Here is a 24,009-nt window from a genome sequence, read left to right as displayed (position 1 = left end):
GGCGTTACAACTCGGCCAGCAGCTGGGCGGCGCCCTTGTCGAACAAGCCTTGCGCGACGCGGCGGCCAAGGTCTTCGGTGTCATCGGCGCTGCCGTGTGCCTGCGCGTGGATCAGCCGGCCGTCGCTGGCGCTGCCGACCATGCCCTGCAGGAACAGGCCCTGCCCTTCCCAGCGCGCGAACGCGGCCACCGGCACGTGGCAACTGCCGTGCAGCGCGCGATTCATGGCCCGCTCGGCTTCCACGCAGGCGCGCGTGCGGCCGGCATCCAGCACTGCCAGCAGGCTGTGGATGCGCGCATCGTCGCCGCGGCATTCCACCGCCACCGCCCCCTGCGCCGGCGCCGGCAACCACTCCGGCGCGTCCAGCCGCGCGGTGATGCGTGCGTCCAGGCCGAGCCGCTGCAGACCGGCGCAGGCCAGCACGATGGCGTCGTAGCCGCCGTTGTCGAGCTTGGCCAGACGCGTGTTGACGTTGCCGCGCAGGTCGATCAATTCCAGGTCCGGGCGCGCGGCGCGCAGCTGCGCCTGGCGGCGCAACGAGGAGGTGCCCACGCGCGCGCCCAGCGGCAGCGCCTGCAGGCTGGCGTAGAGATTGGACACCAGCGCATCGGCGGGGTCGCCGCGCTCCAGGATCGCCGGCAGCACGAACGGGGCGTCCAGTTCCATCGGCACGTCCTTGAGCGAATGCACCGCGCAATCGGCCTCGCCGCGCAGCATGGCCAGCTCCAGTTCCTTCAGGAACAGGCCCTTGCCGCCGATCGCCGCGAGCGAGCGGTCCAGCACCTCGTCGCCGCGGGTGCTCATCGGCACCAGCACCACCTCCAGTCCGGGATGGTGCTGACGCAGCGCGGTGGCGACGTGGTCGCTCTGCCAGAGGGCGAGCGGGCTTTTGCGGGTGGCGATACGGAGCGTGGTCATCCCGGCATTATCGCGGAGCCGGCGCGGAACTCACAGTTGACGTAATTGATCGCGCAGGCTGGCCACGCAACGCCGGCTCACTTCCAGGGGCTGCGGCACGCTGCGCAACACCGCGTGCACCTGGCCATCGCCGCTGCGGCGCAGCTCCACCAGTTCGTCGCGGGCCACCAGACAATTGCGATGGATACGCACCAGGCGGTCGGCAAATTCGTCCTCCAATGACTTGAGCGACTCTTCGATCAGGTCCTCGCCACGGGTGTGGTGGACGATGACGTACTTCTCTTCGGCCTGCAGGTAGCGGATGTCGCCGATGGCGATCAGCCGCAGGCTGCCACGCAGGCGGGCGCACAGATGGGTGCGCAGCGGCCTGGGCGCAGTGCCGGGCGCGCGGCCGGCCAGGAAGGTGGCCACTTTTGCCAGGGCCGCGGCCAGCCGTTCCGGGCGCACCGGTTTCATCAGGTAATCCAGCGCGGCCGCATCGAATGCCGACAACGCGTGCTGGTCGTAGGCGGTGCAGAACACCACCGCCGGTGGCGGCTGGCTCTGGCGCAGCAAACGTGCGGTTTCCAGGCCGTCGACACCGGGCATGGCGATATCCAGCAGCACCAGATCCGGGTGCAGGTGTTCGCACTGCTGCAACACTTGCTGGCCGTTTTCGGCCTCGCCGATCACCTCGACCTGCGGATGCTCGCCCAGCAGCATGCGCAGGCGCTCGCGCGCCAGTGGCTCGTCATCGGCGATCAGCACCCGCACTTGCGTGGCCGTCATGGACTCCCCCTCGCTGCAGTGACTTTCCCCTCACGGCAGCGGCAATGTGATCTCGCAGGCATAGTAGCCTTCAGTCCAGCTGGCCGCCATCCGTGCCCCGGCACCGAACTGGAACGCCAGCCGGTGCGAGATGCTGGCCTGGGCGTGCCCGGCGCCGGCCAGCAGCGGCAACTGGGTGCCGGGCTGCGGGGCCGGGTTGACGATACGGATCTGCAGCTGGCTGCCGCGCTGACGCAACGACAGGTACAGCGTACCGCCCTCGGGCATGCGCGAGACGCCATGCAGCACGGCATTTTCGACCAGCGGCTGCAGCACCAGGCGCGGCATCGGCAGCTCCCAGGGCAACGGCTCCTGGCGGTGCCAGCGCACCTGCAGGCGCTCGCCCAGGCGCAGCGATTCGATCGCCAGATAGCGTTCGGCCAGTTCGCATTCGGCACGCAGGGTCGAGACGCCCTCGCCGGCCCCCAGCGCGGCGCGGAACAGATCCGACAGATCCAGCACCGCCTGCTCGGCCACCACCGGGTCGCGCCGCAGCAGGCTGGCGATGAGGTTCATGCTGTTGAACAGGAAGTGCGGGCGGATGCGCGCCTGCAGGGCGTCGGCCTTGGCGCGCGCGTTGGCCTGCACCTGCGCCTCCCAGCGGTCGCTGACGTAGAAATAGCGCAGCGCCAGCGCAGTGATCAACACCACCGTGGCCGCGCTGCCCAGGGTGAACCGCCAGAAGCCGACCAAGGGGCCAAGCGGCGCCTGGCCGAGCACCGCATACAGGCCATGCACGATGCTGGCCCCCAGCACCGCCACCACCGCGGCAGTCGACAATGCGGCCAACCCGCCCAGCTTGGGCGGCAACCGCGACAACCCGGGGCGCAATACGCACAGCAGCACGCTGACCGCCAATGCCAGCCACAACGCCAGGCCGCTGGCCGAGATAAACCGCGACAGGGTGATGCTGCGCGCGGCGCCGGCATCGGGCACCAGGGTCACCACCAGCACCACCAGTTCGGCCAGGCCCAGCATCGCGCCCAGCCGGGGCAGCCGGCACAGGTCCGGCATCCAGGCGATCTGTGGCGCGCGCTGGGCCATGGGCTCAGGCGGCGGTGAAGCGCGCCTGCATCCAGTCGCGCAGGGCCTCGATCTCTTCCAGACAGACCTGGTGCCCCATCGGATAGGTGTGCCAGTCCAGTGCGAAGCCCAGCGTGCGCAAGGTCTGCATGCTGGCCTGGCCGGCCGCGAGCGGCACCACCGGGTCGGCGGTGCCATGGGCCATGAACAGCGGTTGGCGCAGGGCCGCCGGCTGCAACTGGCTGGCGGCCGCGGCCGGATCCGGCAGATAGGTGGACATGGCGATCAGCCCGGCCAGTGGCACGCTGCGCTGCAGGCCAACGGCCAGGGTCACCGCGCCGCCTTGCGAGAAGCCTGCCAGCAGGATGCGCTCCGGCGGCGTGCCGCGGGTCTGCTCATGGGCGATCAAGGCTTCGACCTGGGCCACGGATTCGGCGATGCCGGCCTTGTCGGCACGGCTGGCGAAGTCCATGCCGACGATGTCGTACCAGCCGCGCATGCGCACACCGTTGTTGATGGTGATCGGGCGGATCGGCGCATGCGGAAATACGAAACGCAGCGCCGGCCATTGCGGGCGCACCAGCTCCGGCACCATCGGGGCGAAATCGCTGCCATCGGCGCCCAGGCCGTGCAGCCACAGCACGCTCCATTGCGGGTTCGGTCCGGTCTCGCGTTCGATCACTTCCAGCATCATCCAGCTCCGCTTGCGGGCTGGGCATTATGCCTTGCGCGACACGCTGGCCCGATCACGCCACGGCGGGGCGGCAGGAACGCAGTGCCGGGAGCCACGCGCGTCTCGGCGCGCGCCGATATCGATCGCTGGTGGACGATGCCAGCGCGCGCTCAGATCAGCGAAGGTTCCAGTGCGGCGGCGCGGCGCAGCTCGGACGCACGCACCAACACCTTGGGTGGGTCGAGCTCTTCCGGGATGCAGAAGATGCCGGCGCGGCGCAACGCCAGGCCACTGCGACGCAGCGAGGTCAGCGCCACCACCGGGATCGACAACGCCATGCCCACGATCACCGGCGCCATCCAGGCCGCCAACGACGGCGACACCGTGTAGGCCACCGCGCCCATGAACAGGCCGAACACGGTCAGCCCGCCATAGCTGCGCAGCAAGGCTGGCCAAGAGAGTTTGCCGTCGTCGCGCACCTGGGCATCCCAACCGGAATCCTTGCCGGCCAGCACTTCGAACACGCCGCGCGACTGCAGGTACATCACCACCGGCGCCATCAAGGCGGCCAGCACGGTTTCCAGCAGGATGCTCAGCATGGCGCGGATGGCACCACCGCAGGCGCGTAGTTCGCGCGGGTTGAGCAGCAGCGCGATATAGCCCAGCAGCTTGGGCGCCAGCAGCACGAACATGGTGCAGACGAAGATCCAGATCGCATTGCCCTGGCTGCTGCCATGCCAGTAGCGCGCCGGCGAGAACGGCAGGTTGCCGGCCAGATCGATACCGCCGCCCGCCAGCGGAATGCCGATGCCGATCAGCATCAGCAGGCCCCACATCGGCGCAGTGAAGTAATGCCCGATGCCGATCAGCATGTGCATGCGGCTGATCCAGTGCAGGCCCTTGGCGCTGACCACCTTGGCGTGCTGCAGATTGCCCTGGCACCAGCGGCGGTCGCGGATCAGCAGGTCGGTCAGTGTGGGCGGGCCTTCTTCGTAGCTGCCCTGCAGGTACGGCACCATGTGCATGGCCCAACCGCCGCGGCGCATCAGCGCCGCTTCGACAAAGTCGTGGCTGAGCACATGCCCGCCGAACGGCTTGCGCCCGCGCAACGACGGCAGACCGGCGTGATCGGCGAAGGCCTGGGTACGGATGATGGCGTTGTGGCCCCAGTAATTGCTTTCGGCGCCATGCCACCAGGCCACGCCGAAGGCGATGATCGGCCCGTACACGCGGCCGCCGAACTGCTGCATGCGGGCGAACAGGGTCTGGCCGTTGACCACTGCCGGCAGGGTCTGGATCAGGCCCACGTCCGGGTTGTTTTCCATGCCGGCAACCAGCCGCACGATGGTGTCGCCGGTCATCACGCTGTCGGCGTCCAGGATCAGCATCTGCGGGTAGCTGCCACCGAAGCGGCGCACCCAGTCGGCCACGTTGCCGGCCTTGCGCGCGGCATTGTCGGCGCGGCGGCGGTAGAAGATTCGGCCGTGCCCGTCGACGCGGTCGCACAGTTCGTTGTAAACCAGTTCTTCGGCAGCGCCGATGTGATCGCGGGTGGTGTCGCTGAGCACGAAGAAATCGAAGTGCTCCAGCTGGCCGGTTTCGGCCACCGATTCGTAGATCGCCTGCAGGCCGGCCAGCAGCCGGCGCGGGTCTTCGTTATACGTCGGCATCAGCAACGCGGTGCGCGAGCGCAGCGTGGGCAGCGGTTGTTCCGGGTCGATGCCGAGCTTGCGCCCGGCGCGCGCCACCACAGTGACGAAACCGGCCACCGCGCTGGCAAACGACATGGCGATCCAGGCGAACAGCAGCACGAACAGGCCGAGCAGGCAGCCTTCCAGCACGCTGATGCCGTCGGGCCACAGCACGCTGAGCATCACCCACACTGCAATGGCGGTGGTGGCGAAGGTGCCGCCGATCAAATAGAAGCGCCGCACGCCGATGCCGACCGGTGAGGTGCGCTGGTGCGGAACCTGCAGCTTGCCCTCGCGCAGGTTTTGTTCGGGCATCGCCAACGGTGCTTCCGGCGGCAGCGTGGGCTGGCCGGCATCAAGGGCGGAAATAGGGGGCATTGCAGTTGGTGCGGGGGGAAGAGTCACGGTGCCATCCATCAGGGCTGCCCGTCGCGCGGGGGCGACAGTGCGGGCTGAAACGGGAGATCCATCCCCGCCATGCAGTGCGATATTGCCTGGCACGCGGCCACGCGGGCAAACCCGATGGCGTGCGACCAAGACGCTCTGAAACCACTCCGATGCACAAGCTCTCCTGGCTGCGACCTGACGTCGCAGCGCATCTTAAAGAATCGACCGTTAAAGGAACGAAGGCCGCATTTGCGGTCTCCGCCCCTCCCGACGAGGACCGCGCGGCAGACTACGCCGCAGCGACCGAACGCAACCCCAACAGATTGCAGCCTGCCACACGCGCTGTCACGGGCCGCTTGTCAGGCTGTCACGAAGAAGATGTGCAAGTGGTGTGCCATGACGTGCAATCGGTTGCACTGACGGAGCGTTGGCGTTGGGTTGTTGCGTTGCTTGGATGCGGTCAAAGACCGGGGATCAAAGCAGGGCTGGTCGAGTGCGCGGTGCCCTCACCGCTCGCGGGACACACCGTTAATCCGTCCCTGGAGGCTCGTTGGCGGCATCCATGCCGCCAACGGTCCCGCAATCGGCAAGGGCACCGCACCAGACAGTTGACGGGTGCCTTCATTGTTACTTGCGCGCCGCCTCGCTGGCATCGCGGGTGGCGCGGAACTCCGAATCGCTGCTCCAGTTGGGCCACTGCCGCGAATCGGCCAGCTGCTGGCCCAGCGTGTACAGCACACCCAGATCGCGTGCGGCGCCGGCGAAGGTCCAATCCGGCTTCCACTCGTCGCCTTGCTGGTGATAGCGCTTGGCGGTGTAGTCGTCCGATGCGGCCTTGCCTGCCGCCACGCCGCCTACTTCCCAATCCTGCCCGGCTGCATACGACAGCGCCGGCACGCCGCGCTTGGCGAAGGAGAAGTGGTCGGAACGGAAGAAATACCCGGCCTGCGGCTTGGGATCGGGCGTGTAGCGCAGTTTGGATTGCGCCGCGGCGACGCTCTTCAGTTGGTCGAGCAGCTCGAGTTTTGCGGTGCCGTAGATGCCGAAATCGCGCGATGGCACGAACGGGCTCATGCCGTCCATGTTGATCACCGCCACGGTGGTGTCCAGCGGATACAGCGGCTTGGAGGCGTAGAACTCCGAGCCCAGCAGGCCTTTTTCCTCGGCGGTGACCGCCAGGAACACCACCGAGCGCTGCGGCTTGGGGCCGGCGGCAAAGCCGCGCGCCAGCTCCAGCAGTGCGGCGGTGCCACTGGCGTTGTCCAGCGCGCCGTTGAAGATGGTGTCACCGCGTGCGTCCGGCTTGCCGACGCCGATGTGGTCCCAATGCGCGCTGTAGATCAGCGTTTCATCCGGATGCGTGCTGCCTGGCAGCCGTGCGACCACGTTGTGCGAGGTGATCACGTCGGATTTGACCTGGTAGCTGGCGCTCAGCCCCTGGCCCTTGAGTTCCACCGGCGTGAAGCCGCGCGTCTGCGCCTGCTTCTTCAAGGTGTCGAAGTCCAGCCCGGCGTGCTTGAACAGCGCGGAGGCCAGATCGCGCTGGATCCAGCCTTCCAGGGTGGGATGCGCGCTGCGCGGGTTGTCGCGCACCACATCGAACATGGTGTTGGTGTTGGAGCTGGCCACGGTGTCCCAGCCATAGGAGGCGGGCGCGGTTTCGTGCACCACCAGCACGCCGAGCGCGCCCTGGCGGGCGCCTTCTTCGTACTTGTAGGTCCAGCGGCCGTAGTAGGTCATGCCGGCACCGTCGAACGCGCCCTTGCCGGTTTCGAAATCCGGATCGTTGATCAGCACCACCGCGATCTTGCCCTTCAGGTCCACGCCCTTGAAGTCGTCCCAGTCACGCTCGGGCGCCTTGACGCCGTAGCCGACGAACACCAGCGGTGCGTTGGCGATGTCGACCTTGGACGAGCCATCCAGCGCGGCGCGGATGGCGATCTGCTTGCCCTGGGTCAGCGCCTGCGGCTTGCCGGCATGCTGCAGGGCGATGGTCGGCGTGCCGGCGATATCCGCGCGGCGCAGCGGCACCGCCTGCGTCCAGGCGCGCTTGCCGTCGGTCAGATCACCGCCCGGCTGCAGGCCGGCGTCTGCGAACTGCTTGCTCAGGTAGGCAATGGTCTTTTCCTCGCCGGCGGTGGCCGGACCGCGGCCTTCATAGGCGTCGGAGGCCAGCTCCTTGACGTCGCGCGAGATGCGCGCACCATCGAAACTCGGCGTGGCCGCCATCAGTGCGGTCGAGACCGCCATCGCCAGAAGTCCTACGGCAACTCGCTTCATTGCACACCCCGTATCATGGATAGCGCTGGAGTGTAGCCAGCATCGCGTGTGGGCCGATACATGCCGGCGTGCCGATGCGTCGCTGCGAGTGCGATCTGCGTGGATGAACGTTGGTGCCTGTGTCAGCCGCGCGCAGGCCGCGAGCCGGTTTCAATGTGCCGCGATGGCTCAGAACAGATCGACGCAGGCCACCGGTTGCACGACCTGTTGCAATTGCCCGCCGGCGATCAATTCGGCATAGACAGCGGCGCGATTGCGGCCGTTTTGCTTGGCCCAGTACAGCGCCTTGTCGGCCTCGTCCAGCATTTCGCTGATCAGCCGGCCATGGGTCAGCGCGACGATGCCGGTACTGAGCGTGACCTGGCCCACCTGCGGGAACAGGTGCTTGGCCACGGCCAGCCGGAACCGTTCGAACAGACTCACGGCAGTGTCGCGGTCCACGCCGCGCACTACGATCACGAACTCTTCGCCGCCGAAGCGAAACAGCAGATCGTCCTGGCGAAATGCACGCTGCATCAACTGGGCGACCAGCAGCAACACCTCGTCGCCGTACAGATGCCCGAAGGTGTCGTTGACGCGCTTGAAGTGATCGATGTCCACGATGCCCAGCCACACGCCCTGCTCCGTTGAAGAGTCGGCACCACCGGCAAACAGCCGCAGGATCACATCGTCGAAGGTCTTGCGGTTGCGCAGGCCGGTGAGTGCGTCGCGCTGGGCGTCGTCGAGCAGGCTGCGGTAATTCTGGAACAAGCGCGTAAAGCCCTGCAGCATGGTCTGCTCGGCAACGCCGGGAATACGCGCGCCACCCACTCGCAGGCAGGTGCGGATGCCGCGCGCTTCCATCATCGGATAGACCAGCAAGGCGCGGCCGTCTTCCTGCAGCTGCACCACCTCGCCCGGCCCGTGCACCTCGGCCAGCTGCGCACGCGTCTGCGCATCGTGGATATCGGCCACCGTCAGCGACAGCCGGCCGTCTTCGCGCAGGCGGGTTTCGGCCATGCTGCGGCCGTCCGGGGCGATGCGCAGCAACGAGAGTTCTTCGGCCGCGCAGACCTCGCGCACGGTGCGCAACAGGCTGAGATCGAGCAGATCGGCGTCGCGGATGGCGGTCAGGTCCACCATGCGCTCCAGCAACGGTGCGTTGGTCATGGCCGCGCCAACCCGTGCACGGACATGGTCCCGCAGTGCCGGGTAAGGCACGCAGGCACACATCTCGGGGTGGAACGCACTGGCATCACGGCAACGACTGGCAATGAGGATGTCGGATCATCGGCGTTGCCCACCCGAACTTGAGCTTGCCCGCAGCTGCGCTCAGCGCACGGACAGCCCGCAATGCGCGCGCCGCATGCACGCTGGGCGCGCCCCTGCGTAACCGCAGTTCAGGGCAACGCCGACTCCAGCGCGTCCTCGCCCAGCGCATGCCGCTGCATCAGGCGCCGGCTGCCGGCGTTCAACCCTTTCACCTGCACCTCCAGATCGTGATGGCGCAAGCGCTGCACCACCTTGTCCAGGGCCGCCACCGCGGTGATGTCCCAGAAATGCGCGCGGCCCACATCGAGCAGCACCGCGCGGCCGGGCACCTCGCGTGCGTCGAAGGCGTCGATGAACACATCGGCCGAGGCGAAGAACACCTGCCCGCGCACGGTGTAGGTGCGCACGCCGTCCGCGCCGTCGCTGTGGGCAATCTGCAGCAGCCCGGCCACCTTGAAGGTGAAGAACACCCCGCTCAGCAGCACGCCCACCGCCACGCCCGCTGCCAGATTGTGGGTGATCAAGGTCACCGCCACGGTGGCCAGCATCACCACGCTGGAGGTGCGCGGATGGGTCACCACGGTGCGCAGCGAGCGCCAGTCGAAGGTCTCCGCCGACACCATCACCATGATCGCCACCAGCGCCACCACCGGCACCTGCGACACCCACGGTTTGAGCAGCACCATCAGGATCAGCAGGAACACGCCGGCAAACAACGTGGAGAGCCGGCCACGGCCGCCGTACTTCACGTTGCCCACGGTCTGCCCGATCATGCCGCAGCCGGCAATGCCGCCGAACAGGCTGGCCGCCGCATTGGCGATGCCCAGCCCGGTGCATTCGCGGTTCTTGTTGCTGGGCGTATCGGTGAGTTCATCGACCACGCGCGCCGTCATCAGCGATTCGAGCAGGCCCACCATGGCGATGGCCAAGGCCGGCAACGCGATGATGCGCAGCGTCTCCAGCGTCAGCGGCACCGCCGGCCATTGCAGGAACGGCAGCGCGTTCGGCAGCTTGCCCAGGTCGGCCACGGTCTTGAGCGGCAACTGCAGCGCGCTGCCGGCAACGGTGAGCAGCAGAATGCATAGCAGCGGCGAGGGAATCGCCGACAGGCCGGGCACGCGCAACCGCGGCAGGCCGTAGATGATGGCCAGGCCCACGCCCAGCATGACCCACGTGGTGAGGTTGGCGCCGAGCAGGTGCGGCAATTGCGCCGCGAAGATCAGCACCGCCAGCGCATTGACGAAGCCGGTGCGCACCGAGCTGCTGACAAAGCGCATCAGCACGCCCAGCCGCAACAGCCCGAACAGGATCTGCACCGCACCGGCCAGCAACCCGGCTGCCAGCAGATACGGCAGCCCGTGCGCGGCCACCAGCGGTGCAGCCACCAGCGCCACCGAGCCGGCCGCAGCAGAAATCATCGCCGGGCGTCCGCCACAGAACGCAATCACGATGCCGATCACGAAGGAGGCGAACAGGCCGACCTGCGGGTCGACGCCTGCCACGAAGGCGAAGGCGATCACTTCGGGAATCAGTGCAAATGTTGCGACCGCACCGGCCATCAGTTCGCGCGCGGGCGAGGCGCGCCATTGCGCCAATTCGGCACGCAACAAGGACATTGGAGACACTCCAGGGACAGAAAGGACAGCCTGCGGACAGCGCGCAGCGGCGATAGTGTGCGGGAAAGCGACCCTGCCCGCAGCCTGGGTGTGACCGGTGCGCCAATGCGCTTTTCTGTGGCTGCGATCACGCCAAGCGACGCGGCCGCAGACCAAGATGCCCCCCTTCGCCGCGCTCGGTTGTCGAGCTCGGCTATTTAGGGAGATCATCATGTCCATCTTCAGAACTGCAAGTACGCTTGCGCTGGCCACTGCATTGGCGCTGACCGCCGCACCGGCCTTCAGCTATTCCATCAGCAACAACAAAATTGTCGACGACAACGGCAAGGTGGTGCAGCTCAAGGGCGTCAACGTCTTCGGCTTCGAGACCGGCAATCACGTCATGCATGGCCTGTGGGCGCGCAACTGGAAGGACATGATCGTGCAGATGCAGGGCCTGGGCTTCAACGCCGTGCGCCTGCCGTTCTGCCCGGCCACGCTGCGTAGCGACCAGATGCCCAGCAGCATCGACTACAGCCGCAATGCCGACCTGCAGGGCCTGACCTCGCTGCAGATCCTGGACAAGGTGATCAACGAGTTCAACGCACGCGGCATGTATGTGCTGCTGGATCACCACACCCCCGACTGCGCCGGCATCTCCGAGCTCTGGTACACCGGCTCCTACACCGAAGCCCAGTGGCTGGCCGACCTGCGCTTTGTGGCCAACCGCTACAAGAACGTGCCGTACGTGCTCGGCCTGGATCTTAAGAACGAACCGCACGGCGCCGCGACCTGGGGCACCGGCAACGCCGCCACCGACTGGAACAAGGCCGCCGAGCGCGGTTCGGCCGCGGTGCTGGCCGTGGCGCCGAAGTGGATCATCGCGGTGGAAGGCATCACCGACAACCCGGTGTGCTCGACCAACGGCGGCATCTTCTGGGGCGGCAACCTGCAGCCGCTGGCCTGCACCCCGCTGAACATTCCGGCCAACCGCCTGCTGCTGGCACCGCACGTGTACGGCCCGGATGTCTTCGTGCAGTCGTACTTCAACGACAGCAACTTCCCCAACAACATGCCGGCCATCTGGGACCGCCATTTCGGCCAGTTCGCCGGCAAGTACGCGCTGCTGCTGGGCGAATTCGGCGGCAAGTACGGCGAAGGCGATGCACGCGACAAGGTGTGGCAGGACGCGTTGGTCAAGTACCTGCGCAGCAAGGGCATCAACGAAGGCTTCTACTGGTCGTGGAACCCCAACAGCGGCGACACCGGCGGCATCCTGCGCGACGACTGGACCACCGTGCGCCAGGACAAGATGACGCTGCTGCGCACCTTGTGGGGCACGGTGAGCAGCACCACGCCGACGCCGACGCCCACACCAACCCCGACGCCCACGCCTACCCCAACGCCGACGCCGACGCCTAGCGCTGGCTTCAGCACCAAGGTGACCGTGGACAGCCAGTGGAACGGTGGCTATTGCAATCGCGTGCAGGTCACCAACACCGGCACCGCCAGCGGCACCTGGACGATCTCGCTACCAGTCACCGGCACCGTCAATAACGCCTGGAATGTCACCTGGTCGCAAAGCGGCAGCACGCTTAAGGCCAGCGGCGTGGATTTCAACCGCACCCTGGCTGCCGGTGCAAGCGCCGAATTCGGCTTCTGCGCGGCAGGTTGATCGACACGCGCTGGGCATGCAGCTCGCGCCCAACGGTGCAGCGCAGACTGCAGCAGTCTGCGCTGCACGCCATAGCGACATGCAGCACGTTTGATTGAGGCATGTCGTTGTTGCAACCGGGCTGACTAAAGCAGATGTCTGTAGAAACAAAGCAGGAGCGCCCTTGGGCGCGATGCAGCGTTGTCGATAACGCCGCATCGCGCCCAAGGGTGCTCCTACATGGCAGTGACGCAGAATGTCTCGCACAAGCAGGCGCTGCCGCAGATAGTGTTCAACACCTGCGTGCATCAGCCGCTATCTATTACATGCGCTTCGGCGCGTTCTGGATGGCGTTGCCATGCTCGTTGTCTCCCTGTTACGTCGTCACGTTGCCAATCTGCCGCTCACCCGCAAGTTCGTGCTGTTGTGCACGCTGTTGACGGTGGGCGTGATCCTGCTGGCGATGGCTGCCGCACGTCTGCAATATCTGGACCTGGTGGAGGCGCGCAAGCTCAGCGTCAGGACCGAGGTGGAGATGGGCCTGACCGTGATGCAACACTACGCCGACAAGGTCAAAGCCGGTGAACTGAGCCTGGACCAGGCCAAGGAAGCGGCGCGCACCACGCTGGCGGACATGCGCACCAACGATGGCGTGGATTATTTCTTCATCGTCGACCCGCAGATGCGCATCCTGATGCATCCCAAGCGCGCCGTCGGTACCGACATGAGCGACTACAAGAGCGATGCCGGGCAATACGTGTATCGCGACATCAAGACCGCCATCGACAGCGGCGATGGCTTCAGCTATTACGACGCACCCAAGCCGGGCAAGAAGGAACAGCTGCCCAAGATCAGCTACGCCAGGACCTTCCCGGCCTGGAACTGGGTGCTGGTGATGGGCGTCTATGCCGAAGACATTCAAGTGCAGGCCTGGGGATTCACGCGCACCTTGACCTTGATCGGCGGTGCATTGGTGGCGCTGGTGATCGGCCTGTGCTGGTTGATCGCCTCGGCCATGGCCGCGCCGCTGCGTGCCGCCTCGCGCACAGCGGAAGCGATTGCCTCGGGCCGCTTCGACAACGACATCCGGGTTGAATCGCGCGATGAAACCGGCCAGCTGATGCACAGCATGCAGCAGATGCAGAACCAGTTGCAGCGCTTCAACGGCGAGATGCAGACCATGATCCGGCTGCAGCAGGGCGAGAACATCGCACACCGCATTCCGGAGGATTTCCCCGGCGATTACGGCACGCTGGCGCACGGCGTGAACACGGTGGTGTTCGAACATCTGGATGCCATCAACGAAGCGATGGACGTGATGAGCGACTACGGCCGCGGCGATCTACGCCGCGACATGCGTCGCCTGCCCGGCCAGCGCGCCGCCTTGCATCAAGCGCTGGATACCGTCAAAGAGAATCTGTCGGCCATCAACAGCGACATCGCGCGTCTGGCCGATGCGGCTGCACGCGGGGATTTCTCTGCGCGTGGCGAGCAGGCCCGCTACCAGTTCGCGTTTGCGGAAATGGTGCAGGCCTTGAACCGGTTGATGCAGCAGGCCGATGCCGGGCTGGACGATGTAGGCCGCATCATGGCCGCCATCGCCGACGGCGATCTGTCGCAGCGCGTGGAGTCGCATTACGAAGGCGCGTTCGGGCGTCTGGCCGACGCGGCCAACCGCACCGCCATTCAATTGACCAGCATCGTGCAGGGCATCCAGCATTCGGCCGAGATGATCAACACCGCAGCAGGCGAGATCGCCAGCGGCAATGCCGATCTGTCCACGCGTACCGAACATCAGGCTGCGAATCTGGAAGAAACCGCCGCCTCGATGGAAGAACTCACATCCACCGTCCGCCAGAACGCCGACAACGCGCGCCAGGCCAATCAGTTGGTCAAGGGCACTGGCGAAGTGGCCGAAAGCGGTGGCCGCGTGGTGCAGGAAGTGGTGAGCACCATGCAGGCGATCACGCGCTCGTCGGCGCGCATTTCCGACATCATCGGCGTCATCGACGGCATCGCCTTCCAGACCAATATCCTGGCGTTGAATGCGGCCGTGGAAGCGGCGCGCGCGGGCGAACAAGGCCGCGGCTTTGCCGTGGTGGCCACCGAAGTACGCGCCCTGGCGCAGCGCTCGGCAGGTGCCGCCAAGGAAATCAAACAGCTGATTTCCGATTCGGTGGAGAAAGTGGCGCAAGGCTCGAACCTGGTGCAACAGGCGGGCAGCACCATGACCGAGGTGGTCAGCTCGGTGAAGCGCGTCACCGACATCATGGCCGAGATCACCGCCGCCAGTACCGAACAAAGTGCCGGCATCGAACAGGTCAGCACCACGGTGATGCAGCTGGACGAAATGACCCAGCAAAACGCGGCACTGGTGGAAGAAGCCACCGCGGCAGCGCGCAGCATGGAAGACCAGGCCGCGGATCTGACCCGTGCGGTGGCGGTGTTCCGGCTGGTGCCGGCGCAGGCCCCGGTGCATGCGAAGCGGCGAGTGGCCGAGCAGGCAGCCTAATGATGCTTAAGCCCCTCTCACTGCAGGAGAGGGGTTGGGGTGAGGGTGGCCCGAAGGCCGAATCTGCATCAGCAAGCGCTTTAGATGCATCTGCATCCGTACCCTCATCCGCCCTTCGGGCACCTTCTCCCGGGGGGAGAAGGAATAGCGAAGCTACGCGTGCCAAGACCCCTCTCCCGCCGGGAGAGGGGTTGGGGTGAGGGTGCCCGGTAGCCGGAAGGCGTCAATGCACGCACCAATGCATTACTAAACGAAGAGATGCATCGACGAACAAGCATACGTACCGACAGTCGGCGCTAAATCGGGAATCGGGAATCGGGAATCGGGAATCGGGAATCGGGAATCGACAAGTATTTACCGCTCGTCAAAAGATGGGCGACCGCCATCACCATCGACAGACGTCCCTCATCCGCCCTTCGGGCACCTTCTCCTCCATGAAGGAGGGCAATGTCCCGAAGGGAGAAGGAACTGCCCTTCCGCTCACTTCAACGGGCAGCGTCGCGGCCATTTATTGCGGCGTCCTTGCTGCAGCGCGCATTTTTTGCCGCATACATCGCCTCGTCTGCCGCATGCATCAGGCTTGCAGTGTCGGCGTGGTCGCCGTGTTGCCAGGCAACCCCGATGCTGGGCTGGATCGGTAGCCGCTGCTCGCCGAACAGGGCACCAGCGGCGGCAGCATGACGGATGCGATCGGCGACCCGTGCGCAGTCGGCGTCGGGCGTTTGTAGATTGTCCAGCAGCACCACGAATTCATCGCCGGCCAGACGCGCCACCAGGTAACGGCCTTCAACCGCGCGTTGCAGGCAATGGCCGAACTCCACCAGCACTGCATCGCCGGCGCGATGGCCATAGGTATCGTTGATCCGTTTGAAGCCATCCAGATCCAGGAACATCACCGCCACCGCACGCTGCAACTGTTGCGCCTGCAGCACTGCTGCCTGCAGCGCCTCGGTCCAGGCGTGACGGTTGGGCAGGCCGGTCAGCGCATCGCGGGTGGCGCGCTCGTGCATCAGGCGGTGCAGTGTCTTGTGTGCGGTCACGTCCTGCGCCATGAGGAAAAACCCGTGTGCGCCGGCCAGCATGCGCCCGGTTTCCGGCACCAGGGTGATCTCGACATCGCGCGCGCTGCTTCCCACATGCAATACATGTTCGAAACTGGCGCGTTGCCCCTCGGCCACTTGCGCCAATGCGGTGCGTGCGGCCGCACCGAGCGGAGCGCCGAGCAGACGCGTGATCGTCGAGCCGACCAGGCTGGCCGGCTCGACGCCCAACCAATCGCGGTGCGCTTCATTGGCGAACAGGCAGCGTTGGCTGGCATCGAACTGGCTGACCAGCGCCGGGGTCGCGTCGCTGATCGCACGCAGGCGCGCTTCGCTTTCGGCCAACCGCTCGGCGGCCACATGGCGCTCGGTGACATCCTGGATCTGCGAGACGAAATGCACCGGCGCACCGCTGCCATCGCGCACCAGCGACACCGACAACTGCGCCCAGATCACCGCGCCCTGCTGGCTGATGTAACGCTTGCCCAGGCTGTAGCTATCGCGCTTGCCGTCGATCAGGTCCTGTACCAGTTGCAGGTCCATCTGCAGATCGTCGGGATGGGTGATCTGTTGAAAGGTCGTGCGCAGCAACTGCTCGCGCGGATAGCCGAGGATGCTGCACAAGGATGGATTGACGTCGCGCCAGGCGCCGTCCAGCGAGACGATCGCCATGCCCTGCGGCGCGGTTTCGAAGGCGCCGGTGAAGCGTTCGGCGGCCAGCTGCGCGGCGGCCTGCGCCTGCAATTCGGCGGTCACGTCGATGGCCATCGCCAGATACCCGGCCAGGCCCTGCTGCGCATCCTGGATGACGTTGAAACACAGCCGCACGCGACGCAGATCGCCGTCCTTGCCCACCAGCGTCCAGAGTTCTTCGGCCAGCACATCGCCGGCGGCGGCCGCAGCCAGTTTTACGTACGACGGTGGCGACAACGCCAGCGTGGCCATGTGGCGCTCCAGCTCGGCCGGCAGATGGAACTGCGCCGGACAGCTGCCCAGCACTTCATCGGCCGCGTACCCCAGCAGTTGTTCGGCACCGGGATTGAACAGCTCGATGCGCCCTTGCGGATCGAAGGCGATGATCGCCACGTCCTGCGAGGCATCCACCAGCGCCTGCAGCCGCGCGCGCTCGGCAGACAGCGCCGCCGATGCATCCCGGAGCTGGGTGATGTCGTGCATGACGCACACCGCGCCCAACGGTGTGCCCTTGTCGCCGACCACCGGGTCCGCATTGCACAGCACGCTGCGCGCCGGCTGGCCGTTGGCACGGATCACCAGTTCGGCATTGCGCACGTGTTCGCCGCGCCAGGCGCGCAACAGCGGAATGGCCTCGGTGGGCAACAGGTTGTTGCCGTCGGCCGTATAAAGATCGAAATGCTGCGCCCATTGCGCCGGTGGCAGCACGCGTGGGTCGGTGCCATGCCATTGCCGCGCGGCATGGTTGAACTCGCGCAGTAGCCCGTCGGTGCCGCAGGCCACCACGCCGTCGGACATGGCTTCCAGCAACATGCTCAAGGTCTGCCGCTGCGCCTGTGCATCGAGGCGGTCGCGGCGCGCTTCGAGCTGGTTGGCGGCCTGGCGCGCGAGGCGGATCAAGGCCTGCTTCTGGTGTTCGTCGAGCAGGCGCGATTCGGTACTGAGCGTGCACAAGGTGCCGTAGGCGTAGCCTTCGCGCCCGATCAGCGGCACGCCCACGTACGAGCGCACACCCGGCGCAGCAGTCACCAGCGGGTTGTTGACGAAGCGCGGGTCGGCCGCGGCATCGGGCACTTCCATCAGCTCACTGCCCATCACCGCGTACGAGCAAAACGACACGCTGCGCGGGGTGCCCTCCAGATCGGTACCGCAGCGCGCCTTGAACCATTGGCGGTCGGCATCGAGCAAGGACACCATTGCCATCGAGGCGCCGGCGACATGCGCCGCCAGCCAGGCGATATCGTCGAACTCGGGCTCGGCCTCGGTGTCCAGCATTCCCAACCGGCGCACCGCGTCCACGCGCAAGGCGTCGTCGGCGGGAATCGGTACGGGCGGCAACAGGACGGTCATGACGTGGTCGGCGTTCGGCATCTGGGCAAGGTAGGTCGCCCCAGGTAACGGCGAGGCGACGATCAACTTGAGCGGGCCCGGCCGTGCTCGCTTGCAGCCTTGAAGATGGTGTCGACATGCGCGAGAGGGCCGCAGCGGCCGAACCAGCAAGCCGGCATCCGTGCCAGGCGACCGAGGTGTTGCCGCCATGGCCCCTTCACCGCAGTCACGGCAGCCTGCCCCACCCCGTGCCCAACAGCATTTGCGGCGCTGCCAAGCAGCCACTACCCTCGGCCGATTGCCCCCTGCTCTGGAGTGTTACATGCTGCGTCCGCTGTCCCTGTTGATCGCCGGTGCGCTTGGTGTCGCCACCGGTACCGTTGCCCCCGCCGTCGCTGCCGCCCCGGCCAGCCTGTCCAGGAGCGCGGCCAGCAGCGCCATTCCCGACATCGCCTACACCCGCTTCACCCTGCCCAACGGCCTGACCGTGGTGGTGCACGAAGACCACAAGGCACCGGTGGTGGCGGTGAGCATCTGGTACCACATCGGTTCGGGCGACGAGCCGGCCGGCAAGACCGGTTTTGCGCATCTGTTCGAGCACCTGATGTTCTCCGGCTCGGAGAACAACAAGGGCAGTTTCTTTGCGCCGCTGGAACAGGTCGGCACCACCGACATGAACGGCACCACCTGGTTCGACCGCACCAACTATTTCGAAACCGTGCCGACCACCGCGCTGGACACCGCGCTATGGCTGGAATCGGACCGCATGGGCCACCTGCTCGGCGCCATCGGCCAGCAGGAACTCGACACCCAGCGCGGCGTGGTACAGAACGAAAAGCGCCAGGGCGAGAACCGCCCGTATGGCCGCGTGGACCAGAACATCCTGTCCAACCTGTTCCCGGCCAACCACCCCTACCAGCACGACACCATCGGCTCGATGGAAGACCTGGACGCGGCCTCGCTGGCCGACGTCAAACAGTGGTTCAACGACAATTACGGCGCCGCCAACACCACCCTGGTGCTGGCCGGCGACATCACCGTGGCGCAGGCGCGTGCCAAGGCGCTGCAGTATTTCGGCGACATCCCGTCCGGCAAGCCGGTGGCGCGCCAGCAGCCGTGGGTGACCCCGCTGGCCGCGCAGAAGCGTGGCGTGCAGCACGACCATGTCTCGCAGCCGCGCATCTACCGTACCTGGGCCGCGCCGCAGTTGGGCACCGACGACATGATCCAGCTGGATCTGGCCACCACGGTGCTGGGCGGCGGCAAGACCTCGCGGCTGTATCAGCGCCTGGTCTACCAGGACAAGCTGGTCGATGACGTGTCCGCCTCGGTGCAGCCGTTCGCGCTGTCCAGCCAGATGCAGATCCAGGCCGACGTGAAGGATGGCGTGGATCCGGCCAAGGTCGAGGCGATCATCGACGAAGAGCTCAAGAAGTTCATCGCCCAAGGCCCGACCGCCGACGAATTGCAGCGCGCGCAGGTGGCCTACCGCGCCGGCTTCGTGCGCGGGCTGGAAAAGGTCGGCGGCTTCGGTGGCAAGGCGGTGATCCTGGCCGAGGGCCAGGTCTACCGCGGCGACCCGGGCGCCTACAAGCAGGATCTGCAGCGCGGCCAGGCCGCCACCGTGGACAGCGTCAAGCAGGCGTCGGCCACTTGGTTCGGCAAGGGCGACTACCTGCTGACCGTGCTGCCGGCCGGCAAAAACTTCGACCCGGCCGCCGAAGACAAGGCCGTGGTTGCGCGTGGCGAAGAAGCCGGCAAGCCGGCGCCAAAGCTGCCGGCCGCAGGCAAGTACACCGTCGCCGCTTCCAACGTGGATCGCAGCAAGGGGGTGCCCAAAACCACCCAGTTCCCCGACCTGAGCTTCCCCAAACTGCAGCGCGGCAAGTTGAAGAACGGCATCGAGGTGGTCCTGGCCGAGCGCCACACCATTCCGGTCACCCAGGTCGAGTTGCTGTTCGACGCCGGTTATGCCGCCGACCAGGGCAGCAAGCTCGGTACCGCCAGCTTCAGCGCCGCGCTGATGAACGAAAGCACTGCCGCGCTGGATTCGGTGGAAGTCGCCCAGCGCAAGCAGCGCCTGGGCGCGATTACCGGCGTCGGCTGCGATCTGGATAGCTGCAGCGCCTCGCTCAATGCCCTCAACGACCAGTTGCAGCCCTCGCTGCAGCTGTTCTCCGACATCGTGCGCAACCCGGCGTTCAAGGCTGCCGACATCGAGCGCATCCGCGGCCAGTGGCTGGCCGGCATTGCACAGGAAAAGACCCAGCCCAACAGCCTGGCGCTGCGTGCGTTGCCACCGTTGTTGTTCGGCCAGAATCATCCGTATGGCATCCCACTCACCGGCAGCGGCAGCGAGGCGGCGATCATGAGCCTCAACGCCAAGGACCTGCAGGCCTTCCACAGCCAGTGGCTGCGCCCGGACAACCTGCGCATCCTGGTGGCCGGCGATACCACGCTGGCGCAGATCATCCCGCAGCTCGATGCTGCCTTCGGCGACTGGAAGGCACCCAGCACGCCGTTGCCGAAGAAGAACCTGGCCGATGTCGCTGCGCAGCCCAAGCCGCGCGTGTACCTGATCAACCGCCCGGATGCGCCGCAGTCGGTGATTCTGGCCGGCCTGCTCGCACCGTCCACCAAGGCACCGGACAACCTGGCGATCGGCGTGGCCAATGGCGCCTTTGGCGGCACCTTCACCTCGCGCCTGAACATGAACCTGCGCGAAAACAAGCGCTGGGCCTACGGCGCCGGCACCCGCATGCTGGATGCGCAGGGCCAGCGGCCGTACATGTTCTCCGCGCCGGTGCAGACCGACAAGACTGCCGAGTCGGCCAACGAGATCCTCAAGGAGGCCACCGCGATCATCGGCGACAAGCCGCTGACCACCGAGGAGATCGAGAAGATCAAGAACCAGCGCATCCGCGCCCTGCCCGGCAGCTTCGAAACCACTGGCGCGGTGCTGGGTGCGATCGAAGGCATGGTGCAGTTCGACCGCCCCGATGATTACGTGCAGACGCTCAAGCCGCGCCTGGAAGCGATCGACCAGCCGGCCGCGCAGACCGCCATCAAGCAGATCATCGCGCCCAACGCGATGACCTGGGTGATCGTGGGCGACCTGAAGAAGATCGAAGCCCCGGTGCGTGCGCTCAAGCTGGGCGAGGTGCAGGTGCTGGACGTGGACGGCAAGCCGGTCAAGCGCTGATCCTGCCTGTCGCACCGGGTGCGCTGCGTGCGGCGCGCCCGGTGCCAACCCGGGCACGGGGCGATACACGCGCAGCAGCAAGCCCATCGCCACGCAGGTCATCAACACCGACGAACCGCCGGAGGAGATCAGGGGCAGGGCCAGACACGGTGTGCGCGTTGACGCGATGGCCGCGGTTGTCGGGAATTTCGGCAGCTGTGGCGCAGTGTCGCCGCTGCAACCAATGCTGGTCAGCGCCCGCAATCGGGTTCGACGGAGCCAGGGCACAGCTCGCGCATCAGCGCGCAGCGCGATCCTGTCGCGCGATCTACTTGCCGGATCGCGATCCGGCGGGCGTAGCCGGTACGCGCATCTTCATTGCCACGCGTGCCTGCAGGTTGCGCTGTTCGATTCCTCTCCGAACACCAGTCGTTTCCGAACACGAGTCGTTTGCTTATGAGCCACCTTCACTTCTCTCCCAGGCCGCGCACATGCGTGCGGCCGCATCCACGCCGCATTACCGGCCCTGCCGGTATCCTGGCGGCTTCCTCGTTCGCGCTCGCCTGGCTTATTCGATGAAAGACATGCCCCTGGCTGACGAAGCCTCTCGCCAACAGGTCCTGGATGGCTATCGCATTGTCGACAGCCTGCCCGAGGACACCTATCAGGACGTCGTGCAGGTCGCAGCCTCCCTGTGCGACACACCGATTGCGCTGATGTCGCTGGTGGATCGCGACCGCCAATGGTTCAAGGCCCAGTTGGGCCTGGGCCTGCAGCAGACCGACCGCAGCCAGGCAGTGTGCGACCACGCCATCCGCAGCCCCGAGCAGCTGATGGAAGTCTCCGACCTGCGCCAGGACAGCCGGTTTGCCGATATCTCGGTGGTCACCGGCGACACCGGCGCGCGCTTCTATGCGGGCATGCCGCTGGTCACCTCCGACGGTGTGGCACTGGGCACGGTGTGCGTGCTCGACACCGAGCCACGCACGCTCACCGACATCCAACGCACCGGCCTGCAGGCGCTCGCGCGCGTGGCCATGCGCCTGCTCGACGAGCGCAAGCGCGAACTGCAACTCGAACGCGATGCCATCCTGCAACCGGCCGCCCCGGTCGCCAGCCAGGCCGTTGCCGACACCGGCTACCACCTGGTGATACTGGAAGTGCAGGAATTGGCCGCACTGGCCGAACGCCAGAGCGAGCGCCTGCTCGGTCGCACCTTGCAGCAACTCGACCAGGCGTTCGCCGCCCTGGTGCAGGGGCCGGGCAACAGCATCGACCGCGTCACCGACAGCGCGGAATTCATTGCCGTGCTACGTGGCCCGGATGCCGAATGCACGCTGCAACGCCTGCGCGAAATCGCCCAGCAGCAACATGCGCTGGGCCTGACAGTGTTGTTGGGCGAAGCGCAATCCACCAGCGTGGACGAGGCCATCGGCCAGGTCTTTCTGCGCGCCGAGGTTGCGTTGAGCGCGGAGAAGGATCGTTACCGGCAGAGCCTGGCGTAGGCACTGCTTTGCAACCGTACCCGCACCCACCTCGCCCGACTGATTGGCTCTCCAATCGCCATGGTCACCAGCCGCTGGCGCGTCAATGCGCCACCACCACTCACCCCACCGCGCACTGCTTCAATTGCCGGTCCGCGTACCACAGCGCGCGGCGGGCGAGGTCATAGGCGCTGTCGGCCTGGCGCGGCAACATCTGCGCGGCCATCACCGGGTCGGCGCCGTTGTTCAAGGCGTGCTCGGCACGCTCCAGATCGCCCAGATGCGTGCGCACCGGTGATAGCAGCGACGTGCGCCTGGATGCGTCGCAGCGCGCGCTGCGTTGCTCCAGCGCCGCCAGGGCCTCGCGGATGCGGCGGCTGGCTTCGCCCTTGAGATCCGGCGGCGTTTCGTGTGCGATCGGCGCCGATTTGTACGCGTCGCCGGTCGCTTCGCTGCCCATTTCGGCCTGATTGCCGGCCAGCGCAGGATTGAAGCGCACATCCGGCGGCGGGCGGGCCTTGGCAACCTGGGTCTGCGGCCCATTGAGCATGTCGTTGAACTTCTTCATGCCGCGATTCATTTCCTGCATCGCCACATCGCCCAGCGTGCCGTCGCTCTTCCAGTCCTTGGCGAAGCGGGTGTCCTGGTACTGCACCGGGTTGACCCGCTCCATCACGTTGCGCGCCTTGCCCTGCGCGCGCGCGTCGGTCATGCCCGGCGGCACCGCGCTGCCGGTCTGCGCCATCGGGTCCACCTGCGCCATGCGCAGCCGTCCTTCGCGGGTATACAGCTGAGCCGCCATGGCGTCGCTGGCGGGCGCATTGGCTGCCGCCACCTGCCGCTGCGGTGGTGGGGTACGCGTGGGTGGCGGCGCCGTGCGCGCAGCCGATGACGCCGCAGCGCGCGGTTTGCGCTCGGGCTCCTGCGGCGGTTCCTGCGGTGCCGGCGGCGTCTGTTGCGGCCGCGGCACGAAATACACCTGCAAACTGTCGTCGTGTTGCACGGTTTCGCGCGGCGGCGGCATGTACAGCAACAGGCAGGCAAGAAAGAACAGGATGGCGCCCGTGCATGCGACAGCGGCGACATGCGGGACAAGCGCTTCCTTCCTGCGGGTAATCACAATGCGGGAGACCGATGAAATGAGAGTGCGGATGCCACACCCGAACCCCGGTGTGGGGCATGCAAATCTAGCGGGCGCAGCGCAGGCGCGCGTTTGAAATTCGTTGTCTGGCCGGAAAGGGCCAGCCGCCATTCACATTGCGCGGCAGGCGGGCGCACGCGGATTGGCTGCACGTATGCACGCGGGAATCGCACGGCCACTGAGCGCAGCCGGCGAACGCGCGCCCACGGTGCCTTGCGGATGCACCCGGATGCGCTGCAGCACTGAATTCTTGATGATGTCACCCACGCTGGCATGTGGTCTGGTCGAGCCGTGCATCGGCGGCCAGCATCGCGGGCGCGGCGACAGTCCGTCCCCTTTCCTGTGGCGC

At 66.6% G+C, this 24,009-nt stretch carries 14 protein-coding genes and 1 pseudogene; 4 read left to right on the top strand and 11 right to left on the bottom strand.

Going from position 1 to position 24,009, the window contains the following annotated elements; all coding sequences use genetic code 11:
* Positions 1-4 precede the first annotated feature (4 nt).
* The 8 genes from hemC to M3O59_RS03095 form a co-directional block, all read right to left on the bottom strand.
* Positions 5-919 carry a hydroxymethylbilane synthase gene (gene hemC, locus M3O59_RS03130; RefSeq protein ID WP_116905075.1) on the bottom strand — a complete coding sequence of 305 codons (915 nt, stop codon included), beginning with the start codon at positions 917-919 and terminating at the stop codon, positions 5-7.
* A gap of 30 nt (positions 920-949) precedes the next feature.
* Complete coding sequence (locus tag M3O59_RS03125; RefSeq protein WP_064632479.1) at positions 950-1,687, bottom strand: LytR/AlgR family response regulator transcription factor; 738 nt, start codon at positions 1,685-1,687, stop codon at positions 950-952.
* A gap of 30 nt (positions 1,688-1,717) precedes the next feature.
* On the bottom strand, positions 1,718-2,770 hold the full coding sequence (locus M3O59_RS03120) for a sensor histidine kinase (RefSeq protein WP_116905076.1): 1,053 nt from the start codon (positions 2,768-2,770) through the stop codon (positions 1,718-1,720).
* Positions 2,771-2,774: 4 nt separating this feature from the next.
* A complete protein-coding gene (locus tag M3O59_RS03115) occupies positions 2,775-3,443 on the bottom strand; it encodes an alpha/beta hydrolase (RefSeq protein ID WP_064632475.1) in 669 nt (222 codons plus the stop codon).
* Positions 3,444-3,592: 149 nt separating this feature from the next.
* A complete protein-coding gene (mdoH, locus tag M3O59_RS03110) occupies positions 3,593-5,491 on the bottom strand; it encodes a glucans biosynthesis glucosyltransferase MdoH (RefSeq protein WP_239686988.1) in 1,899 nt (632 codons plus the stop codon).
* Positions 5,492-6,127: 636 nt separating this feature from the next.
* Complete coding sequence (locus M3O59_RS03105; RefSeq protein ID WP_116905077.1) at positions 6,128-7,780, bottom strand: M28 family metallopeptidase; 1,653 nt, start codon at positions 7,778-7,780, stop codon at positions 6,128-6,130.
* 168 nt (positions 7,781-7,948) lie between these two features.
* Positions 7,949-8,929 carry a GGDEF domain-containing protein gene (locus M3O59_RS03100; RefSeq protein WP_181920448.1) on the bottom strand — a complete coding sequence of 327 codons (981 nt, stop codon included), beginning with the start codon at positions 8,927-8,929 and terminating at the stop codon, positions 7,949-7,951.
* Positions 8,930-9,159: 230 nt separating this feature from the next.
* Complete coding sequence (locus M3O59_RS03095) at positions 9,160-10,647, bottom strand: SulP family inorganic anion transporter (protein ID WP_181920449.1); 1,488 nt, start codon at positions 10,645-10,647, stop codon at positions 9,160-9,162.
* A gap of 211 nt (positions 10,648-10,858) precedes the next feature.
* On the opposite strand from M3O59_RS03095, the gene M3O59_RS03090 reads away from it, so the two are divergent.
* Together M3O59_RS03090 and M3O59_RS03085 are read left to right on the top strand one after the other, a co-directional pair.
* Positions 10,859-12,301, top strand: a complete 1,443-nt coding sequence (locus M3O59_RS03090) for a glycoside hydrolase family 5 protein (protein ID WP_116905079.1) — start codon at positions 10,859-10,861, stop codon at positions 12,299-12,301.
* Between the two features lie 337 nt (positions 12,302-12,638).
* The gene (locus M3O59_RS03085; RefSeq protein ID WP_116905080.1) at positions 12,639-14,792 is read left to right on the top strand and encodes a methyl-accepting chemotaxis protein; all 2,154 of its coding nucleotides are present in this window, start codon (positions 12,639-12,641) and stop codon (positions 14,790-14,792) included.
* A 485-nt stretch (positions 14,793-15,277) separates the two neighbouring features.
* Here M3O59_RS03085 and M3O59_RS03080 read toward each other — a convergent pair whose 3' ends face one another.
* Entirely contained in the window at positions 15,278-17,896 is a 2,619-nt protein-coding gene (locus tag M3O59_RS03080) for a PAS domain S-box protein (protein ID WP_249046880.1), read from the bottom strand.
* Between the two features lie 280 nt (positions 17,897-18,176).
* Between M3O59_RS03080 and M3O59_RS03075 the strand changes: the two genes are divergently transcribed.
* Positions 18,177-21,056, top strand: coding sequence for a M16 family metallopeptidase (locus M3O59_RS03075; protein WP_249046881.1), 2,880 nt, complete (start codon positions 18,177-18,179; stop codon positions 21,054-21,056).
* A gap of 66 nt (positions 21,057-21,122) precedes the next feature.
* Here the strand turns inward: M3O59_RS03075 and M3O59_RS03070 are convergent.
* Positions 21,123-21,209: pseudogene (locus tag M3O59_RS03070) on the bottom strand (FtsW/RodA/SpoVE family cell cycle protein); the annotation flags it as partial.
* A gap of 401 nt (positions 21,210-21,610) precedes the next feature.
* On the opposite strand from M3O59_RS03070, the gene M3O59_RS03065 reads away from it, so the two are divergent.
* Entirely contained in the window at positions 21,611-22,540 is a 930-nt protein-coding gene (locus M3O59_RS03065) for a GAF domain-containing protein (RefSeq protein WP_147308440.1), read from the top strand.
* Between the two features lie 100 nt (positions 22,541-22,640).
* Here the strand turns inward: M3O59_RS03065 and M3O59_RS03060 are convergent, their stop codons facing one another.
* Complete coding sequence (locus M3O59_RS03060; protein ID WP_064632452.1) at positions 22,641-23,639, bottom strand: hypothetical protein; 999 nt, start codon at positions 23,637-23,639, stop codon at positions 22,641-22,643.
* Positions 23,640-24,009 lie beyond the last annotated feature (370 nt).

The organism is Xanthomonas nasturtii (assembly GCF_023337365.3).
GTDB classification, from domain to species: Bacteria; Pseudomonadota; Gammaproteobacteria; order Xanthomonadales; family Xanthomonadaceae; genus Xanthomonas; species Xanthomonas nasturtii.
The sequence above is the reverse complement of the archived record's forward strand: the minus strand, read 5'-3'. Positions and strand labels throughout refer to the sequence as shown.

Excerpts from the sequence above, each read along its gene's own strand:
- hemC (WP_116905075.1), bottom strand. The coding sequence starts at position 919 with ATGACCACGCTCCGTATCGCCACCCGCAAAAGCCCGCTCGCCCTCTGG.
- M3O59_RS03125 (WP_064632479.1), bottom strand. The coding sequence starts at position 1,687 with ATGACGGCCACGCAAGTGCGGGTGCTGATCGCCGATGACGAGCCACTG.
- M3O59_RS03120 (WP_116905076.1), bottom strand. The coding sequence starts at position 2,770 with ATGGCCCAGCGCGCGCCACAGATCGCCTGGATGCCGGACCTGTGCCGG.
- M3O59_RS03115 (WP_064632475.1), bottom strand. The coding sequence starts at position 3,443 with ATGATGCTGGAAGTGATCGAACGCGAGACCGGACCGAACCCGCAATGG.
- mdoH (WP_239686988.1), bottom strand. The coding sequence starts at position 5,491 with ATGCCCCCTATTTCCGCCCTTGATGCCGGCCAGCCCACGCTGCCGCCG.
- M3O59_RS03105 (WP_116905077.1), bottom strand. The coding sequence starts at position 7,780 with ATGAAGCGAGTTGCCGTAGGACTTCTGGCGATGGCGGTCTCGACCGCA.
- M3O59_RS03100 (WP_181920448.1), bottom strand. The coding sequence starts at position 8,929 with ATGACCAACGCACCGTTGCTGGAGCGCATGGTGGACCTGACCGCCATC.
- M3O59_RS03095 (WP_181920449.1), bottom strand. The coding sequence starts at position 10,647 with ATGTCCTTGTTGCGTGCCGAATTGGCGCAATGGCGCGCCTCGCCCGCG.
- M3O59_RS03090 (WP_116905079.1), top strand. The coding sequence starts at position 10,859 with ATGTCCATCTTCAGAACTGCAAGTACGCTTGCGCTGGCCACTGCATTG.
- M3O59_RS03085 (WP_116905080.1), top strand. The coding sequence starts at position 12,639 with ATGCTCGTTGTCTCCCTGTTACGTCGTCACGTTGCCAATCTGCCGCTC.
- M3O59_RS03080 (WP_249046880.1), bottom strand. The coding sequence starts at position 17,896 with ATGCCGAACGCCGACCACGTCATGACCGTCCTGTTGCCGCCCGTACCG.
- M3O59_RS03075 (WP_249046881.1), top strand. The coding sequence starts at position 18,177 with ATGCTGCGTCCGCTGTCCCTGTTGATCGCCGGTGCGCTTGGTGTCGCC.
- M3O59_RS03065 (WP_147308440.1), top strand. The coding sequence starts at position 21,611 with ATGAAAGACATGCCCCTGGCTGACGAAGCCTCTCGCCAACAGGTCCTG.